The organism is Pseudomonas sp. DW-iso17, assembly GCF_058725345.1.
Genome location: NZ_JBZXEA010000021.1, coordinates 549,535 through 564,551 on the forward strand (window position 1 = coordinate 549,535; position 15,017 = coordinate 564,551).

12 protein-coding genes and 1 pseudogene are annotated in these 15,017 nt (G+C 57.6%); 6 read left to right on the plus strand and 7 right to left on the minus strand.

What is annotated here, in order from left to right:
• Positions 1-46 precede the first annotated feature (46 nt).
• The 6 genes from AC4PS6_RS16865 to ggt are packed head-to-tail and all read left to right on the plus strand — an operon-like array spanning position 47 to position 7,258.
• On the plus strand, positions 47-2,032 hold the full coding sequence (locus tag AC4PS6_RS16865) for an ABC transporter permease (protein WP_033982764.1): 1,986 nt from the start codon (positions 47-49) through the stop codon (positions 2,030-2,032).
• Entirely contained in the window at positions 2,029-2,814 is a 786-nt protein-coding gene (locus AC4PS6_RS16870; protein ID WP_033982762.1) for an ABC transporter ATP-binding protein, read from the plus strand. Before AC4PS6_RS16865 ends, AC4PS6_RS16870 begins: the two co-directional genes overlap by 4 nt.
• Complete coding sequence (locus AC4PS6_RS16875) at positions 2,811-3,554, plus strand: ABC transporter ATP-binding protein (protein ID WP_033982761.1); 744 nt, start codon at positions 2,811-2,813, stop codon at positions 3,552-3,554. Before AC4PS6_RS16870 ends, AC4PS6_RS16875 begins: the two co-directional genes overlap by 4 nt.
• Entirely contained in the window at positions 3,551-4,681 is a 1,131-nt protein-coding gene (locus AC4PS6_RS16880; protein WP_049878502.1) for an aromatic ring-hydroxylating oxygenase subunit alpha, read from the plus strand. Before AC4PS6_RS16875 ends, AC4PS6_RS16880 begins: the two co-directional genes overlap by 4 nt.
• A gap of 2 nt (positions 4,682-4,683) precedes the next feature.
• Positions 4,684-5,679, plus strand: coding sequence for an NAD(P)-dependent oxidoreductase (locus tag AC4PS6_RS16885; protein WP_023083522.1), 996 nt, complete (start codon positions 4,684-4,686; stop codon positions 5,677-5,679).
• Complete coding sequence (gene ggt, locus AC4PS6_RS16890; protein WP_054881260.1) at positions 5,672-7,258, plus strand: gamma-glutamyltransferase; 1,587 nt, start codon at positions 5,672-5,674, stop codon at positions 7,256-7,258. The genes AC4PS6_RS16885 and ggt overlap by 8 nt, the downstream gene beginning before the upstream one ends.
• A gap of 59 nt (positions 7,259-7,317) precedes the next feature.
• On the opposite strand, the pseudogene AC4PS6_RS16895 reads toward ggt, so the two are convergent.
• From AC4PS6_RS16895 to AC4PS6_RS16925, 7 genes and pseudogenes are all read right to left on the minus strand, one after another.
• Positions 7,318-7,449, minus strand: a pseudogene (locus AC4PS6_RS16895) (IS630-like element ISPa47 family transposase); the annotation flags it as partial.
• Between the two features lie 424 nt (positions 7,450-7,873).
• The gene (locus AC4PS6_RS16900; protein WP_342674106.1) at positions 7,874-8,452 is read right to left on the minus strand and encodes a DUF6088 family protein; all 579 of its coding nucleotides are present in this window, start codon (positions 8,450-8,452) and stop codon (positions 7,874-7,876) included.
• Positions 8,453-8,481: 29 nt separating this feature from the next.
• A complete protein-coding gene (locus tag AC4PS6_RS16905; RefSeq protein ID WP_060499449.1) occupies positions 8,482-8,745 on the minus strand; it encodes a BPSL0761 family protein in 264 nt (87 codons plus the stop codon).
• A gap of 5 nt (positions 8,746-8,750) precedes the next feature.
• A complete protein-coding gene (locus AC4PS6_RS16910; RefSeq protein WP_054881264.1) occupies positions 8,751-9,038 on the minus strand; it encodes a hypothetical protein in 288 nt (95 codons plus the stop codon).
• A gap of 785 nt (positions 9,039-9,823) precedes the next feature.
• Positions 9,824-11,014, minus strand: coding sequence for a Wadjet anti-phage system protein JetD domain-containing protein (locus tag AC4PS6_RS16915; RefSeq protein ID WP_223656450.1), 1,191 nt, complete (start codon positions 11,012-11,014; stop codon positions 9,824-9,826).
• Entirely contained in the window at positions 10,965-14,270 is a 3,306-nt protein-coding gene (locus AC4PS6_RS16920; RefSeq protein WP_082422838.1) for an ATP-binding protein, read from the minus strand. The genes AC4PS6_RS16915 and AC4PS6_RS16920 overlap by 50 nt, the downstream gene beginning before the upstream one ends.
• On the minus strand, positions 14,267-15,016 hold the full coding sequence (locus AC4PS6_RS16925; protein WP_177333899.1) for a DUF4194 domain-containing protein: 750 nt from the start codon (positions 15,014-15,016) through the stop codon (positions 14,267-14,269). The genes AC4PS6_RS16920 and AC4PS6_RS16925 overlap by 4 nt, the downstream gene beginning before the upstream one ends.
• Between the last annotated feature and the right edge of the window lies 1 nt (position 15,017).

Here is a 15,017-nt window from a genome sequence, read left to right on the forward strand (position 1 = left end):
CCGTGCGGCTGCGCCGCTGCTTTCGTGCAACACAGATGGGTTTGCCATGGAATACTTTGCTCAGCTTTTGCTTAACGGCCTGACCATTGGTGCGATATACGCACTGGCGGCCGTAGCCTTCAGTCTCGTCTACGGGGTGGTGCGCATGGTGAACTTCGCCTTTGGCGAGTTCTTCATGTTGGGCGCCTTTATTACCGTGAGCTTGATGCTCGACCAGATCAGCCTGTTTGGAGTTTCGGTGGCGATGCCGCACTTCGCGCTACCGTTGGCAGCTGCTTTCGGAATTGTTCTGGCTGGAATATTAGGCGTTGTGGTGGATCGTTTGGCCTACCGGCCACTGCGCAACGCCCCGCGGTTGGCGCCTTTAATTACCTCTATCGCAATCTCTGTGCTGCTGCAAAGCGGGGCGCAAAGTATCTGGGGTGCTGAAGAGCTGCGCTTCCCGGAAAACCCGCTTTCAGAGATGGAAGTGATCGTCTTGTTCAACTCGCTCTATCTCACTGTGCCAGAAGCATTAACCATTATCGTGGCGGTTGTGGCGATGCTGGGGTTGCACCAGTTCGTGGCGCGCAGCCGCCTTGGTCGGGCGATGCGGGCTACGGCTGACAACAGCACGGCTTCAACCTTAATTGGCATCCCGGTAAACCGCATTATCGCCATCGCCTTTTTACTTGGCTCAGGTTTTGCCGCTCTGGCGGGGATTCTTTACGCGCAAACCTACGGCTTTGCCCACGCCACTATGGGCTTTATACCTGCGCTTAAAGCGCTGACCGCAGCGGTTTTGGGCGGCATTGGCAGCATTCCGGGTGCTGCGTTGGGCGGGTTGTTGCTGGGGATGATGGAAACCTTGGGTGGTGGTTACTTGCCGAACGGCAACGCCTGGAAAGACGCCATCAGTTTCAGTGTGCTGATTTTGCTCCTGTACTTCCGCCCGCAAGGCCTGCTCGGCCGGCCGGAAACCGTTGCTGGTGAGCGTGGAAGTTTGTTGGGCAACAGCCCGCAAAGCGGCTGGTTGATGGCTCGCGTTGAGCACCTGCTAGGTAAATTCGCCAGCCCAAGTCCTTGGCTGATGATCGCTCTGGTGGCTGTTGCAGCTAGTCTTGCCTTCGTCGTGACCAGCGACTACTGGCTGCGGATTTTAATCTTCGTGCTGATCTACGGGATGCTCGCCAGCGGTCTGAACGTGGTGGTGGGCTTTGCCGGTTTGCTGGATCTGGGCTATGTCGCCTTCTGGGCGGTGGGCTCCTATTTCACCTCAATCATCTTCATTCTGGTGATGCGCCAGGGCTTCGGCATTGAATCTGCTGAGGTTTGGTGGCTGATGTACGCCAACTTCATCGTCGGCGGTGTACTCGCAGCGCTGGCTGCAATGTGTATCGGCTACCCGACGCTAAAGCTGCGCGGCGATTACCTGGCCATCATGACCCTGGGCTTTGGCGAGATTATTCGCATCGTGGCTATCAACTGGGTGGATCTGACCCGGGGGCCGATGGGCATTCGCGATATCCCGTTGCCAAACCTGTTTGGTTACGAGTTGGCCAGCGCTCAGGCCCAATACCTTTATGCGTTGGCGCTGGCGGCCTTGGTGGTGTTCGTGATTGCTCGCATTGTGCGCTCCCATGTTGGTCGGGCATGGGTGGCCATACGTGAAGATGAAGACGCTGCCGAAGCCATGGGCATCCCGACCTCGCGCTACAAGCTATATGCCTACGCCTTCGGTGGCTTTATTGGTGGACTGGTTGGCACCTTTTATGCCCACAGCCAGCAGTACATCAGCCCTTTCAACTTCAGTCTGTTTGAAAACATTCTGCTGCTGATGCTGGTTGTTCTGGGCGGGTTGGGTACTTTGATTGGTCCCTTTATCGGCGCGTTGATTTGGGTGGTGTTCCTGCAGCTGGCGCTGGATTTGCCCTTTGTTGAAGCCTTCCCTGAAGCGCGTTTTGCCCTTCTGGGCCTGTTGTTGATCCTTTTGATGCTGTACCGACCTCAAGGACTTGCCGCCAAAGCGCGGGTCAAGCTGGTGGCGCAATGAACGCCCTGCTAAATGCTCAAGGTTTAAGCGTGACATTTGGTGGCTTGAAGGCGGTGGACGGGCTGGATATCAGTATCCGGGAGGGCCATATACATGCGCTTATCGGTCCCAATGGTGCGGGTAAAAGCACTGTGGTCAATGCCCTGTCTGGTTTCGTTAAACCGACAGCGGGGTCATTGACCATCAGCGGGAGTGAAGTCTGTGGGCGTGAAGCCCATGTGATCGCCCAGGCAGGGCTGGCCCGCACCTTTCAAAACATCCGTTTGTTTGGTGCGATGAGTGTCTTGGAAACCGTGTTGGTCGGTGCCCACCGGCACTTTGACGCAAACCTCTGGCACCTGCTGTTTTTACGTCGGGCGCTGCGCGTGCATGAGGCACAGATGGTTGAGCAAGCCAAAGCACTTCTGCGCTTTGTCGGTCTGGATGAAAGCTTTGATGAGCGTGCCCCCACCACCCTTGCCTACGGCCATCAGCGCCGGGTAGAGATTGCCCGCGCGCTGATCTCACGCCCCCGTCTTCTGCTGCTGGATGAGCCCTTGGCGGGTATGAACCTGGCCGAAAAGGAAGAGCTGTCGGCCCTGATTAAACGCATCCGTGACGACGGCACCAGTGTTCTTTTGGTCGAACACGATATGAGCATCATCCATGGTCTAGCCGACCGGATCACGGTGCTCTACCACGGGCAAAAACTGGCTGAAGGCAGCGTGACCGAAGTCTTCGCCAATGAAGCCGTGCAAAGCGCCTACTTCGGCAAACAAAAGGTGAAAGGAGGCAAAGCATGACTGCGCCATTAATTCAGGTCGATAACCTGTGCGTGCGTTATGGCGCCGTTGAAGCGTTGACCGATATCAGTCTGGCGGTGATGCCCGGTACGATCACCAGTCTGGTCGGCAGTAATGGTGCAGGTAAAAGCACCACTCTGAAAGCCATTTCAGGGCTGGTGAAACCGGTCAGCGGCAGCATCCGCTATATCACTCACGACCTTTTGAAGTTACGCGCTGAAAGCCGCTCCGAACTGGGCATTGCCCATGTACCGGAAGGCCGGCTGGTGTTTGCCAGCATGACGGTCACCGAGAACTTACTGCTGGGCGCCTACATTCAGCGCGACAAGCGCGCCATCGACCGTGATATCGACGAGCTGCACGAGCTGTTTCCGATCCTGAAAACCCGCGCCAAACAACTCGCCGGCACCCTCTCCGGAGGAGAGCAGCAAATGCTTGCGATTGGCCGGGCGCTAATGTCGCGCCCGCAATGCCTGATCCTGGACGAGCCAACCATGGGGCTGGCGCCGCAGATGATTGACCGGGTGCTGGAAGCGGTAGCCAGTATTCGCGACAAGGGCATCACGGTGCTGATGGTTGAGCAGAACGCCCTTGAAGCAATTGCCATTGCTGACAGCGCGTACGTGCTGCGGCAGGGCCGTCTTGTCTACCAAGGCTCCGGTGCAAGTCTGGATGCCGACCTTTTAAAACAACTGTATCTGGGCGGCGGTGCCGCTACACCTGTGACTGGAGTTGCATGATGACGATCCACTCTGCGAAGTACCTCTGGAGCGGCACTGAACTGGGCGAGGCCCGTGCTCTTGCACCGCACTACTACACCAGTGAAGAAATCTTCAAACAGGAAGTGGAGCATATCCATTTAAAGAACTGGTTCTTTGCCGCGCGTACCGATGAGCTTGCCAGCTCGGGCGACTACCGCTCCATTGATACCGTGGGCGGGCCGGTGCTGCTGACCCGTGATGAGCAAGGCGAGCTGCACGCCTTTGCCAACTTTTGCCGTCACCGTGGCTCGATTCTGCTGGAAGGCTGCGGTAACCGTCGCAACATCCTCTGCCCCTATCACGCCTGGAGCTACAAGTTGGATGGCAGCATGATGCGGGCGCCCGGGATGGCTGATGTTCCGGGCTTTGATCCGGAACATAACGCGCTGGTGCCGATTCGCATGAGCGTGTGGCGCGGCAATATCTTTTTAAATTTCGACGACAACGCGCCGGATTTAATGACCCATCTAGGTGACTTTGATGAGCTGGTCGGGACCAACAAATTAGAGGATATGGTCTGCGTTTGGCGCAAAGACATCATCGCCGAATGCAACTGGAAGCTGCTTTTGGAAAACGCAATGGAGACCTATCACACCGGGATCGTCCATGCCAAAACCGTAGGCGCGCAAAATAGCCTGACCTTTGCAGCCAAAGGCGAATGGCACGCCATTCAAGTGCAGTCGTTGATGACGAGCGCAGTCCTCGACAAAACCCAGGACGCGCCTTTTCCGCAAATTGAAGGCCTGAGCGAACAGGCTAAACAAGGCACTTTCTTCACTCTGGTCGAGCCCACTACCCAATTCTGCTGCGCTCAAGATTGCATGTGGTGGCTGGTAGTAAGGCCGATTGCGGTGGATCGTACGCACTTGTCGGTGGGCGGCTGCTTCCCCAAACACTTGCTGGAGCTGCCCGACTTTGAAGAGCGCGCTCAGCCTTACTACCACCGCTGGGGCACAGTAGCTCTGGAAGATGTTGGCATCCTGGAAAAACAGCAAAAAGGCCTGAGTTCGGTTCGTTATACCCCGGGGCACTTGTCGTGGCGTGATGATGTGGTGCATGACATGAACAACTGGCTGTTGCGTCATCTGCCAATTGCCAAGGGATAAAGATGAATATCCTGATTACCCATAACCGCGACTTATTGAAAAACTTCTTCAGTGCCCGCGCGGTAACTACCCTGCAGGGGCTTGGCAATGTACGGCTAAACGATAGTGACGAGCCCTTGCGGGGCGATGCGCTAGTAGCAGCAGCCAAAGATTGTCAGGTGATTATTTCTGATCGCCTGGCGCCGGGCGAGGCCTTGGTGTTTGCGGGTCTGCCGAACCTGCTGGCTTTTTTGCGCTGCGCGGTGGATGCGCGCAATGTCGATGTGTCAGCAGCCAGTGCTGCAGGCATCTTGGCGGTGCGTTGCAGCGCAGGTTACGCCGAGGCCTGTAGTGAGCTGGCCTTGGGTTTGATGATTGATCTGGGCCGCGGTATTACCCAGGCTGCCACACTTTATCATCAGGGCGTGCATCAGCAGCCGATGGTCTTTGGTCGCCAGCTTTATGGAGCCAGTGTAGGCATTGTCGGCTATGGCGCGATTGGTAAGCGCATCGCGGCCCTTTGTCTGTGTGCGGGCATGCAGGTGTCAGTCTATGACCCTTACGCAGAGATCACCGAACAGGGCATTGAAAAGGTGCGTTTTGAGGAGCTGCTGGCCTCCTCTGATTATGTGGTTGCCGCAGCCTACGCCACGCCCGAAACCATAGAGATGTTTAACGCTAGGGCGTTTGGCCAAATGCGCAAAGACAGCTTTTTTATCAATATCGCCCGAGGCATTCTGGTTGATGAGGAAGCGCTTTATCACGCACTCACCCGCGGTCAGATTCAAGGCGCAGGCCTTGATGTGGGGCGCGGCCTTGATGAGCAGCCGAATCCAAAAATTGCCGTGCTCGCCAATGTTATTGCTACCCCTCATGTTGCCGGGCTGACACCCGAGGCCAGTGATTACCAAGCCATGGAATGTGTGGCACAAGTCCAGGACTTGTTAGCCGGGCGTGTCCCTGCCTTGGCCTTAAATCCAGAACATGCCAGCCGTTTGCGGAGTTTTCACCATGCGTAACTTACATCTACCTGGCCGTTCCCCGGTACGTGCCCAGCGCGGCATGATTTCCACTTCTCACCCGCTGGCCAGCCAAGCCGGCCTGGATATTTTGCGCCGTGGGGGCAGTGCGATGGATGCTGCCGTAGCCGCTGCTGCGGTATTGGCGGTGGTTGAGCCGCAAGCCACCGGTATTGGCGGTGACTGCTTTGTGCTGTTGGCAGGTAAAGATCAAAAGGTGCGCGCCTTTAACGGCTCGGGCCGCTCGCCAAAGGCCGCCACCCTTGATTGGTATCTGCAGCAGGGCCTTGATGCCATTCCCGGTCGCGGTGCGCATAGCGTGACGGTGCCGGGTGCGATTGATGCCTGGTGTCAGCTTTTGGATGAGCACGGCGTTCTGGCACGTGAAGAAGTCCTTAAAGACGCGATCTTCTTCGCCCGCGAAGGTTATGTGGTGGCCGACAGAGTGGCGGGAGACTGGGCGCAAAACGAGCCGTGGCTGAAAGAAATCGACAATGCGCGTCGGGTGTTTTTACCTGAAGGCCGCGCCCCCAAGGCTGGCGAAATTCATCGTCAGCCCGAACTAGCCAATACCTTGGAGGCGATTGCCAAATTTGGTCGCGATGCCTTCTACACCGGCGCTATCGCCGAGGATATGGTGGAGGCGCTGCAAGCTGGTGGCGGGCTGCACACGCTGGCAGATTTTGCCGAGTGCCGGGGCAATTATGTCGACCCTATTAAAGGTAGTTACCGTGGCTTTGATTTGTATCAGGTGCCACCCAATAACCAAGGCTTAACAGCCCTACTGATGCTGAATACCCTGAGCCACTTCGATTTGAAAGAGTTGCATCCTGAGAGTGCCGCACGCCTTCATTTGGAAGTTGAAGCCTCGCGTCTGGCCTACCGTGAGCGTGATCTGCGCCTTGCCGATCAGGCGTCTATGAACACATCGGTGGAGCAACTGCTGGCGCCTGAAGTGGGCGAAAAAATGGCCCGGGGTATTAACCTTAAAGCGACAGGCGAGCTGCCTGACTCGGTGCTGGATCACTCGGATACGGTGTATCTGTGTGTGGTGGATGAAAACCGCAACGTGGTGAGTTTTATCAATTCAATCTACAACGAGTTTGGAAGTGGTGTGGTTGCTCCAAAATCCGGTGTGCTGTTGCAAAACCGTGGCAAAAGTTTTCGCCTGAGTCCTGAACATCCGAACGTTATCGCCCCGACTAAACGGCCCATGCATACCATTATGCCGGGTATGCTCTGTAAGGACGGTCAGGTGATTGCACCACTTGGCGTGATGGGTGGAGACTACCAGCCGGTGGGGCAGGTACATGTTCTGACCAACATCATCGACTACGGCATGGATGCGCAAGAGGCAATCGATGCGCCACGAGTGTTCTTCGAGAACGGTGTGGTACAGGTGGAGGCGGGAGTCAGTGCTGATACCCGTCAGGGCCTTGAGGCGCTTGGGCATAAGCTGGTCGATTCACCCAGCTATAAGCCGCTGGGCGGCGGTCAAATTATTCTCATCGATCCTCAAACCGGCACCCTGACTGCCGGTTCTGATCCGCGTAAAGATGGTTCTGCCATCGGCTACTAGCAGTAGTGACTCACGGTGGGCTACCCCGCACTATTAACCCGGCAATCAAATACACCAAATCATGCCGCGTAGGCGATACGTGGATGCCGGAAATAAGAACGGATTCTTTGGGGGTGTAATTGCAATCGTCTCATGACCGAGCGAACACGCCCTTCCAGTTCGTCCTGATTACGCGCTGGCAAGCCCGTACGGTGTTTCCATCAACCGAATCAAGCGTGCGAGAGCGGAGCTGAAGATCCCAGAGTCAAAGATCAGTCGTGAGCGTTTCAAACCACTGGAGGACATTTGGACCAGCGAAGCCATAGCTCTACTGGGGATGATGCCGGATACAGAAGTCGCTGACCGTTTAGGCGTCAGTAATTTTCCGGTCAAAAAAATGCGTAGGGAGCTTGGAATACAAGCGTACAAGCGACCGTTGCCCGAAATGACACCCGAAATTATCTCGGAGTTCGGGGGCCTTTCCGACGCCGAGATCGCCCGCCGGCTCAGCGTGTCGGTGAGCTATATCCGCAGAGCGCGGATAAATATGCAGAAGGGCAGCCAGCAATAGATGCAGGTCCGACTCTGATAGAGGGATAGGCAGCCAAACGGAGTGTCTGGCTGCTTCTTACCGGCTCATGTTGTCTCCAGCGCTGCGCGCATCCATTTCGGCATTCTGCAGGCCACTATTTTGCTCAGGTCTTCAGGGCTGAGAGCTTTTTTCATTACAGCAACACACTCCGGCGTAGTACCACCTTTGCCGAGATAAAACAGAGCGCTGATGGTCATCCCCACTTTGGTTCCTGCGCACTGTATCACCATCGGAGCGGCATGCACGAGCCTGATCTCGGCCTTCCCCACGAATAGAGATCGACTGGAGCCGCTCGTGTAATAGATCGGGATGACCGGCATCTGTGTACTCAGCCCGAAATGTCTCACGGCATCAGCGCCGTGGATCTGCAGCTTCCAACGGTTCTGCCTGGCAATCAGATTCACCAAGTCCCAAGGCCCAGGACGATGAACCCGACCAGTGTACTGACTGTATTTCGGCCGCATGTAGATGCCACGATACACACGCTCAAGCTCGCCACGGCGAACAAGCTGGGCGACTGCCTTGGAGATGGCCGAGCTCGAACCAAGCCCTGCAAGACACCTGATGCTGAAAGGCCTCCCCTTGCGCAGAAACTTAACCCGCTGCCTGACGAGGTGAGACACCGGCGGCTCAGAATGAGGGCAGGACATTGCTATCGTGTCGACTCCAGCGACGAGCAGAGCAACGGCTGGTGGAAGGCGATTACCCGCCGTCGGTATTCATCTTCAAGCGCTTCGTTTACCAGACATTCCTCAAGGCGCCCCAGCGAGAAAATTTGATCGGCAGATGGATAGTGCCTGAGCAGGCTTTTCGCATAGCTGCGGATATCCTGCGGTAACCCCGAATGACGGGAGAGTTCACGCAGGAACTCCTCTGTTTTGAGGATGGCGCGTGTTCTTTCGTAAGGGAGGGTCAATCTCGTTATCTCCTGGTCATGAACTCAAAGCCCCGGGTAGCTGGCTCGCCAGCGCCCGCCACCCAGCGCGCAGTTAAGCGCCGCGGCCATTGAGGCGAACGTACCAGCACGCCCTTGATTAGCTCCAGAGGGTAGAACAGCAGTCCATCAACCTGGAATTCCTGCAGGCCTTCCCGCCCACTGTGAAACCGCTCCAGATAAGGTGCAATGCCAACTAGTGTTTGCCGTGCAGAAAGCTGCAAAGCCTGCAGTATTGGGCATGCAGACCAACCCGGATCTGTGTGCTCAATCATGACTGCACTCCGTCTTGGCCTCCTGCCGCTCCATCCACTTGGCCAGGCCCCACATCGTGGTTCCCAGCGCCAGCAGGAGCCAAAGCAACCATTGAGGAACTTGATATTGGGCGCTTAGCCAGAGACCTGCCCCACCGCAAAGCATCACCACGAAAAACCATCTCATCAGCGTGCGCTCCCGATTACTTACGAGACACACGGTAACTCGATGGTCCGCTGCGCTAACGTAGATGCCGCAAATTTCGTCAGCTCCCAGATTAGGAAATGAGGGTTCATTTGACTATTTCGGCGAAGGTGTTCCTGTGATCCAAGGCGCTCGGCAAATTCCGGTGGATGCAAAACTGGGGCGAGCGCTGGACTCCCGTCGCCCTGTAAACCGCGCAGTAAGTGGTGAATTTCCCTGTGTCGCTGTCTGACCGGAATGCTGTGCGCAGGCAGTCAACCAGCCCCGACCATACGCTCCAGCGCAACCGGAAACAGCCGAGCGCTCTTGGTCGCGTCATCAGACCGGAATCTGGCGAGCGCGAGATCGGCTCGGCCATGGTGCAACTCAACTGACCGGAAATCCGTGAGCATCCCGGCCTCCGGCGCTTTAAGTCGACCGGAATCGTGAATCGCCCTTAGTCTCGTCGAGGAGGTGGAAAGGCTCGCTGCAGACCAACGCTGAAAACCGGCCGCCTAAAGCGATCAACGTTGGCAATTTCAGAGAAGGAATATCTGAAGATTGTGGTTTAAGGGTAGGCGGTCTAAGGATTACAGGGCTATTGAGCCCACCGCCAGCCGCTCTATACAGGGATCTTTCGAGCCCACTGCTCGATAGCGCGCTCAACTTGTTCCTTTGGCAGGTACTCCTGCTCAAGACGTCCTCGTTCTTGCACCAGCAGATACCGATAGAAGTCCGCTTCGTCAGCCAGCAAACCAGGTGGGGCCGAATCCAGAGCTTTGGTCGGCTCGAGGACTGCGCTCACCGGTGAGTGTTGCTCGAACAGCTCCCGTTCCATCAATAGTGCTTCGACCGTAGGTTGATGAAGTCTCGCTCGCGCCAACATAAGCAAGCCCCAAGTATCCATATCGCCCCAGTAAGCGATATGTTTACCGGCCAGGTGCGCGGACGCTAGCCACTGCAAATCGAGTCCTGAGCCCAGCACAGCCAGGGTGTCCGGTAAGTTCTCAGGCAGCAAGTGAATGCATTGCTCATTTTCCACCACGAGCAATCGCGAACCGGGAAGTGGGGTTTCGGCCAGTTCCGCAGTGGTGAGTCTGAGCCGCTTGAAGGGCAACAGTTCAGGCTGAAGGGGAACGACCAGAACCCAGTGGCTGCTTTCTTCAAAGGCATCCAGAAAAGTCGTCAGGCCTTGCTCGGATGCCGCGCCTCCGAAGCGCTCGTCGAGGAGCCAGGTCAGCAAACTGGCGTTGCGCTCGAAAAACTTGGTGTCGACGCCGTGCTCGGCAAGCAGGCGCAGCGGACGGCCTCGGGCACAGCCTGGCGACAACCGGGTGGCGAGTCGCGCCGTGGCGACGACTTCTTCGGACGGCTTCGTCAACCACAAGCTCCGTTGTGCTACCAGCAGCGCATGAAAGGCACTGTCTACCTGCTCAACCAGATACTCGAGTTGAGCGTATTCCTGGCTGACCGCTGGATCATTGGTCGCGGCAATCCATTCGGAAGGGCTACGCAAGTGCCAGCGCATCGGTAAGGAAATGGGGGACAGCCCTGCTCGGTAGCTGACGGGCTCCCAGTCGACTGTACCCACGTTCACGCTCCGCCAGTTCTCCACATGCCGGAGTACCGCCTGGATGTTGTCAGTGAATAGACGTGCCGAAGGCTTGCCGATGTTGAGGCTTTGCGGCCAGCTAGCGGGATTGAGCAAGCGTTCCAAGCGTACGCTGGAGCGCTGCCATTGTCTGGCCAGGCTGCGACTGATGTCAGTGGGCGACTTCATGCATGGCCTTGATGCGCTGTTGATGATGCTCATCCAAAGCTTCCCAGCTCAGGGAAACCAGACTGGATTCCACGCCGCGCCGATGAACGACGACTGCCGAACGCGTATGGTGGCGCAGCAGGCGCATTTCCTTGTTGGGCGTGATGAAGACAGCGTGCAGGCCGAACTCTCTCAACGCTGCAATGATCCGACCGGCAACCGCATGGGAGCTGCGCGAGAACGCCTCGTCGAGAACGATGGTGCCGAACAACGGCCGGCTGCTGCCGTCGGGACAAAGCGCATAGCTGAGTGATGCGGTCAGCACATAGGAGGCGATGATCTCCTTCTCACCACCACTACCGCCCTGAGAGCCTGTTCGGGTTTCGATGACACTCTTGCTTTCTCGATCGATCACTGAGACCGCGAACTCCAGGCGGAAGCGCGGATCCAGAAGCGCTTTGGCGCCCTGATTCCTGCTGTGCTCGCAGGCATCTTTGAGCAGCCCAACGAGCGCCTGCAATGCCTTGTAGTGACTCTCGCCTTCATCATCGATGAAGCGCGCCGAGTTCAGTTGGCGCTGAGCCTGTTGCAAGGTGCGCAGGCTTTCATGGATAACCTTCTTCGCCACCAGGCGCAGATAGCGTCCGGGCTGAAAGTCGACACGCTGCATCGTGCTATTCAGGTCATCCAGGCGCTCCTCGATCACCGAGACTTCATGGTCGATATAGCTGAGCAACTGGGTGACGCCGTCATCCGAGGAACGATTGAGGTATTCCAGGAAGCGCTTGAGTTTCTCGGGCAGGGCTTCCTCGGTCAGCACGCGAAGACGCTCCAGATACCTGGGTACGTCCACCAGTTCTCGCCCGACCTCCGCAAGCGCTCCGGTGTCCACCTTCAGAGCGTCAGACATACGTTTGGCAAGCTCTGTTTTCTGATCGCCGAGTTTATCGCCGAGCGCTTTGAGCTGCCCTTGCAGCTCACGCGTATGCTGGCGCTCCAGCTCGACAATATCGCCAAGGTCATCTGCCGTCAGGGTCGGGAAATGCGTTTGCGCTAGTTCACGCTGCGTATCGTTCAGCCCTTTTTCGGCACCACGATAGGCCTTACGGGTAGCGGATGCAGCCTGCTCGAACTGAAGTTTCAACTGACCGCACTGCTCGATGAGTTGTTGCCTCTGTCGATCCAGGGCGTCGAACAGCGCCTCAGCTTCATCCAACTCAGCCTTGATCATGGCAAGGTCGGTGTCGGGACGCGTCAGGGTTTCGAGCTGAGCATGCAGCGACGCAAGCTGACGCTCGGCGCCCGGCAAATCAATCTCCTCGAACTGCAGTTCTTCGACGCGCTGCAGCAGCGAAGCTTGATCCTCCAACTTGCGGGCATCGCCCCGGGCAGCGTCCAAGGCCAGCCTGGCAGGCGCGAGCAGTTCATTGACCTCGCCAATCTGCTCGGCCAGGAAGGCAAGACGGTCGCGGTTATCGAAGCCGGTCAGCCAGTCCTCATCGAGGCGCTTCTGATCCTGTTTGTCGAAGAAGCGTTCTTTACCCGACATCAGCCCCTGAGCCGTCATGGCGTGCGGGGTATGACGCAATTGCTCCGTGCTCTCCACGCAATGTCGGTCATTGTCCGCCAGTAGCGCCTTTATCGCTTCGCGGTACGGATGCTCCTTGAAGGTCAGCTTGCGGGTATAACCATCGTCGAAGAACACAGGGCGCGACGACGGTTCCTTGACCTCCAACAAGCGCACATGCAAGCGGTTGTGTCGTTGGTTCACCCAACGCAGTGCAGCCTCGGACGCACCCTGCGGCACCAGGATACGCAGGCGGTGGCTGCCGATTGCCCGCTCGATGGCCCCCCTCCAGGCCAGCTCCTCGGGCTTGACCTGCACCAGCTCGGCAACGAAAGGCAGGGCCGATTCATCGACGCCAAGCGTCTGCGCCAGCTCCCCTCGAAAAGCATGAAAATGCCCAGGCAGGTTCGAGCCTGGCCGTCGTTCGACCTCGGCACGCTCCTGCTGCAAGCTCTGCAGGCGGCCATCGAGTTCTTTCTGGACGATGCCGGCATCGAACGCCTTTTGCCGTGCCTCGGTAATATGCTCGCCCAGTATTTCCAGGCGTGCCGCGATCTGCTGCTGATTTTCCTCGAGTGCAGCAGCCGATAACTCATCCGCGAGTCCAAGCCCCTTGACCAAGCGTTGGTACTGCTCGGCTTTCAGGCGTCGCTTATCACGCTCCCTGGCACAATCCGCAATGCGCCCGCGTAGTTGATCTATCCCTGCGCCCCCTACACGTAGGTAGCGCTGACGATGTTGATCGACCACGCCCTTCTGGGTTTCAAGCTGCCCCCTGCATTGCGCCTGATCCAGTTCGGCCTGTTTGTACGCCGTCTCCAGCCTGTTGGTTTCGGCCAACCACAGGCGATAACCCTGCTCGGCGAACCAGACCGGAAGAATGCCTTCGAGCGCCTGTTTGTCCTGCAACTGGGCTTGCAAGACTCGGTAACGCTCCCAGCCATCGGCGACCGGCAGCAATGAGCGCTGCTGTTTTCTAGCAGTTTCCAGTTCTCGGTGAATATCGGTCAGATCATCGAAGCTGCTGGCGACTTCGGCAGCCCGCACGAAGGCGGAGCGGTCATCCAGTACCAACTCGCGAAAGATCTCATCGATGCTGTTGAGCTGCTTCAGGCCGGCAGCGCGGTTGAGCAAGGTGAAGGCGTTTTCACCCACCTCGAAGTAATCCCTGAGCCTGGCCAGGAAGGCTTTTTTACTGGGATACGGCCAGATACCCGTGCCATCCTTCTCCATCTGACGCAGCGCCCGCATGCCGCCTGCGTGATGTTGGCTGAGCCAATGCTCCAGCGTCTGCTCGGGGGACTCGCTTAACAGCCACAGTTTTTTCAGATCGGACGCCGAGGAGCTGGTGCCCTCGAACCAGAGTACAGCGCCCAGTCGCACCTGCGCACCGTCACGCTCGAGCGTGGCGGCAATGGCGGTGACCGTCTTACCCTGGCGCGCGATATGAGATTGCTCTACACCTCCGTCTCCAGGGCCGGTAACCCCGCGCACATAGGACACCAGATCACGGTCGCTTTCATGCCCACCTGTGGAAGCCAGGTTGTAGCGCGGGTTGGCGCACAGCAAGGTCATCAGAGCATCCACCAGCGTCGTTTTACCGCTACCCGTTGGGCCGATCACGGCGGTGCCTGAGGGATCGATCTCGGCACGGTGATATCCCTGAAAGCCGCCCCAGTTATAGAGTTCGATGCTGCTGAGAATGAGGGTCTCGCTGTCACGCCAGAGCAGTGCTTGCTTCACGCCTCGTCCTCCTCAGCAGCGGCAGCCGGGGTAGTCGCGCCCTCCACCTGCTCGCGCAGCCAAACCACCAGTGCCTGCAGGTTCTCCGGGTTGGCCAAGTGGGTAATGATGGGGCGGATGATGACGCGGTCATGGGCGTCCAGAGCCGACACCAAACCATGCCCCTTGAGCTGATCCAGCAGCGTGATGACGCGATTGCGCTCCTTCGCCTCACTGCCCAGCTCGCCCAGGTAAACCTGCAATTGCGGAATCAGCTCATCAACAGCTACCAGTGCCTGAGTGGCGCCCGTACCGCTTTCCTGTTCGTAGGCGATGAAATGCTGGCGCAGAATGGCGATCAGCAGGGACTGCTCCAGGTTCAGCCTTTGCCTGCGCACAAGGGGGTGCGACCAGTCATCCTGCTCGGCCACCTCGCCCTGACGAACGGTGACGAACACCAGCCCGCGAACCTCGTCGACCCCCATGGCCAGGTCGAGGGGTTCCAGGATTGTGTCGACCGCCTCGATATTGGCAAGCGCCGAGCGATACAGATTGGGCTTGTGACTTTCTTCCAGCAGCCCGTACTTGAGCATTTCCTGTACGGCCTCACGTACCCGTTGCGGCGTCCGGCGCTCATCGACCTGAACAGCGGCGCTCATAAGAGGCTGTTCATCATCCATGCCGTCATCCAACGTTATGGGCTCCACCGTCAGCTCCGTTTCGTCGGTGCCAGAGGCGCCTGCTATTCGATCGAAAATCCCTGCCATG

Excerpts from the sequence above, each read along its gene's own strand:
- AC4PS6_RS16915 (WP_223656450.1), bottom strand. The coding sequence starts at position 11,014 with ATGAGCATCATCAACAGCGCATCAAGGCCATGCATGAAGTCGCCCACT.
- AC4PS6_RS16925 (WP_177333899.1), bottom strand. The coding sequence starts at position 15,016 with ATGGCAGGGATTTTCGATCGAATAGCAGGCGCCTCTGGCACCGACGAA.
- AC4PS6_RS16865 (WP_033982764.1), top strand. The coding sequence starts at position 47 with ATGGAATACTTTGCTCAGCTTTTGCTTAACGGCCTGACCATTGGTGCG.
- ggt (WP_054881260.1), top strand. The coding sequence starts at position 5,672 with ATGCGTAACTTACATCTACCTGGCCGTTCCCCGGTACGTGCCCAGCGC.
- AC4PS6_RS16875 (WP_033982761.1), top strand. The coding sequence starts at position 2,811 with ATGACTGCGCCATTAATTCAGGTCGATAACCTGTGCGTGCGTTATGGC.
- AC4PS6_RS16880 (WP_049878502.1), top strand. The coding sequence starts at position 3,551 with ATGATGACGATCCACTCTGCGAAGTACCTCTGGAGCGGCACTGAACTG.
- AC4PS6_RS16885 (WP_023083522.1), top strand. The coding sequence starts at position 4,684 with ATGAATATCCTGATTACCCATAACCGCGACTTATTGAAAAACTTCTTC.
- AC4PS6_RS16910 (WP_054881264.1), bottom strand. The coding sequence starts at position 9,038 with ATGATTGAGCACACAGATCCGGGTTGGTCTGCATGCCCAATACTGCAG.
- AC4PS6_RS16870 (WP_033982762.1), top strand. The coding sequence starts at position 2,029 with ATGAACGCCCTGCTAAATGCTCAAGGTTTAAGCGTGACATTTGGTGGC.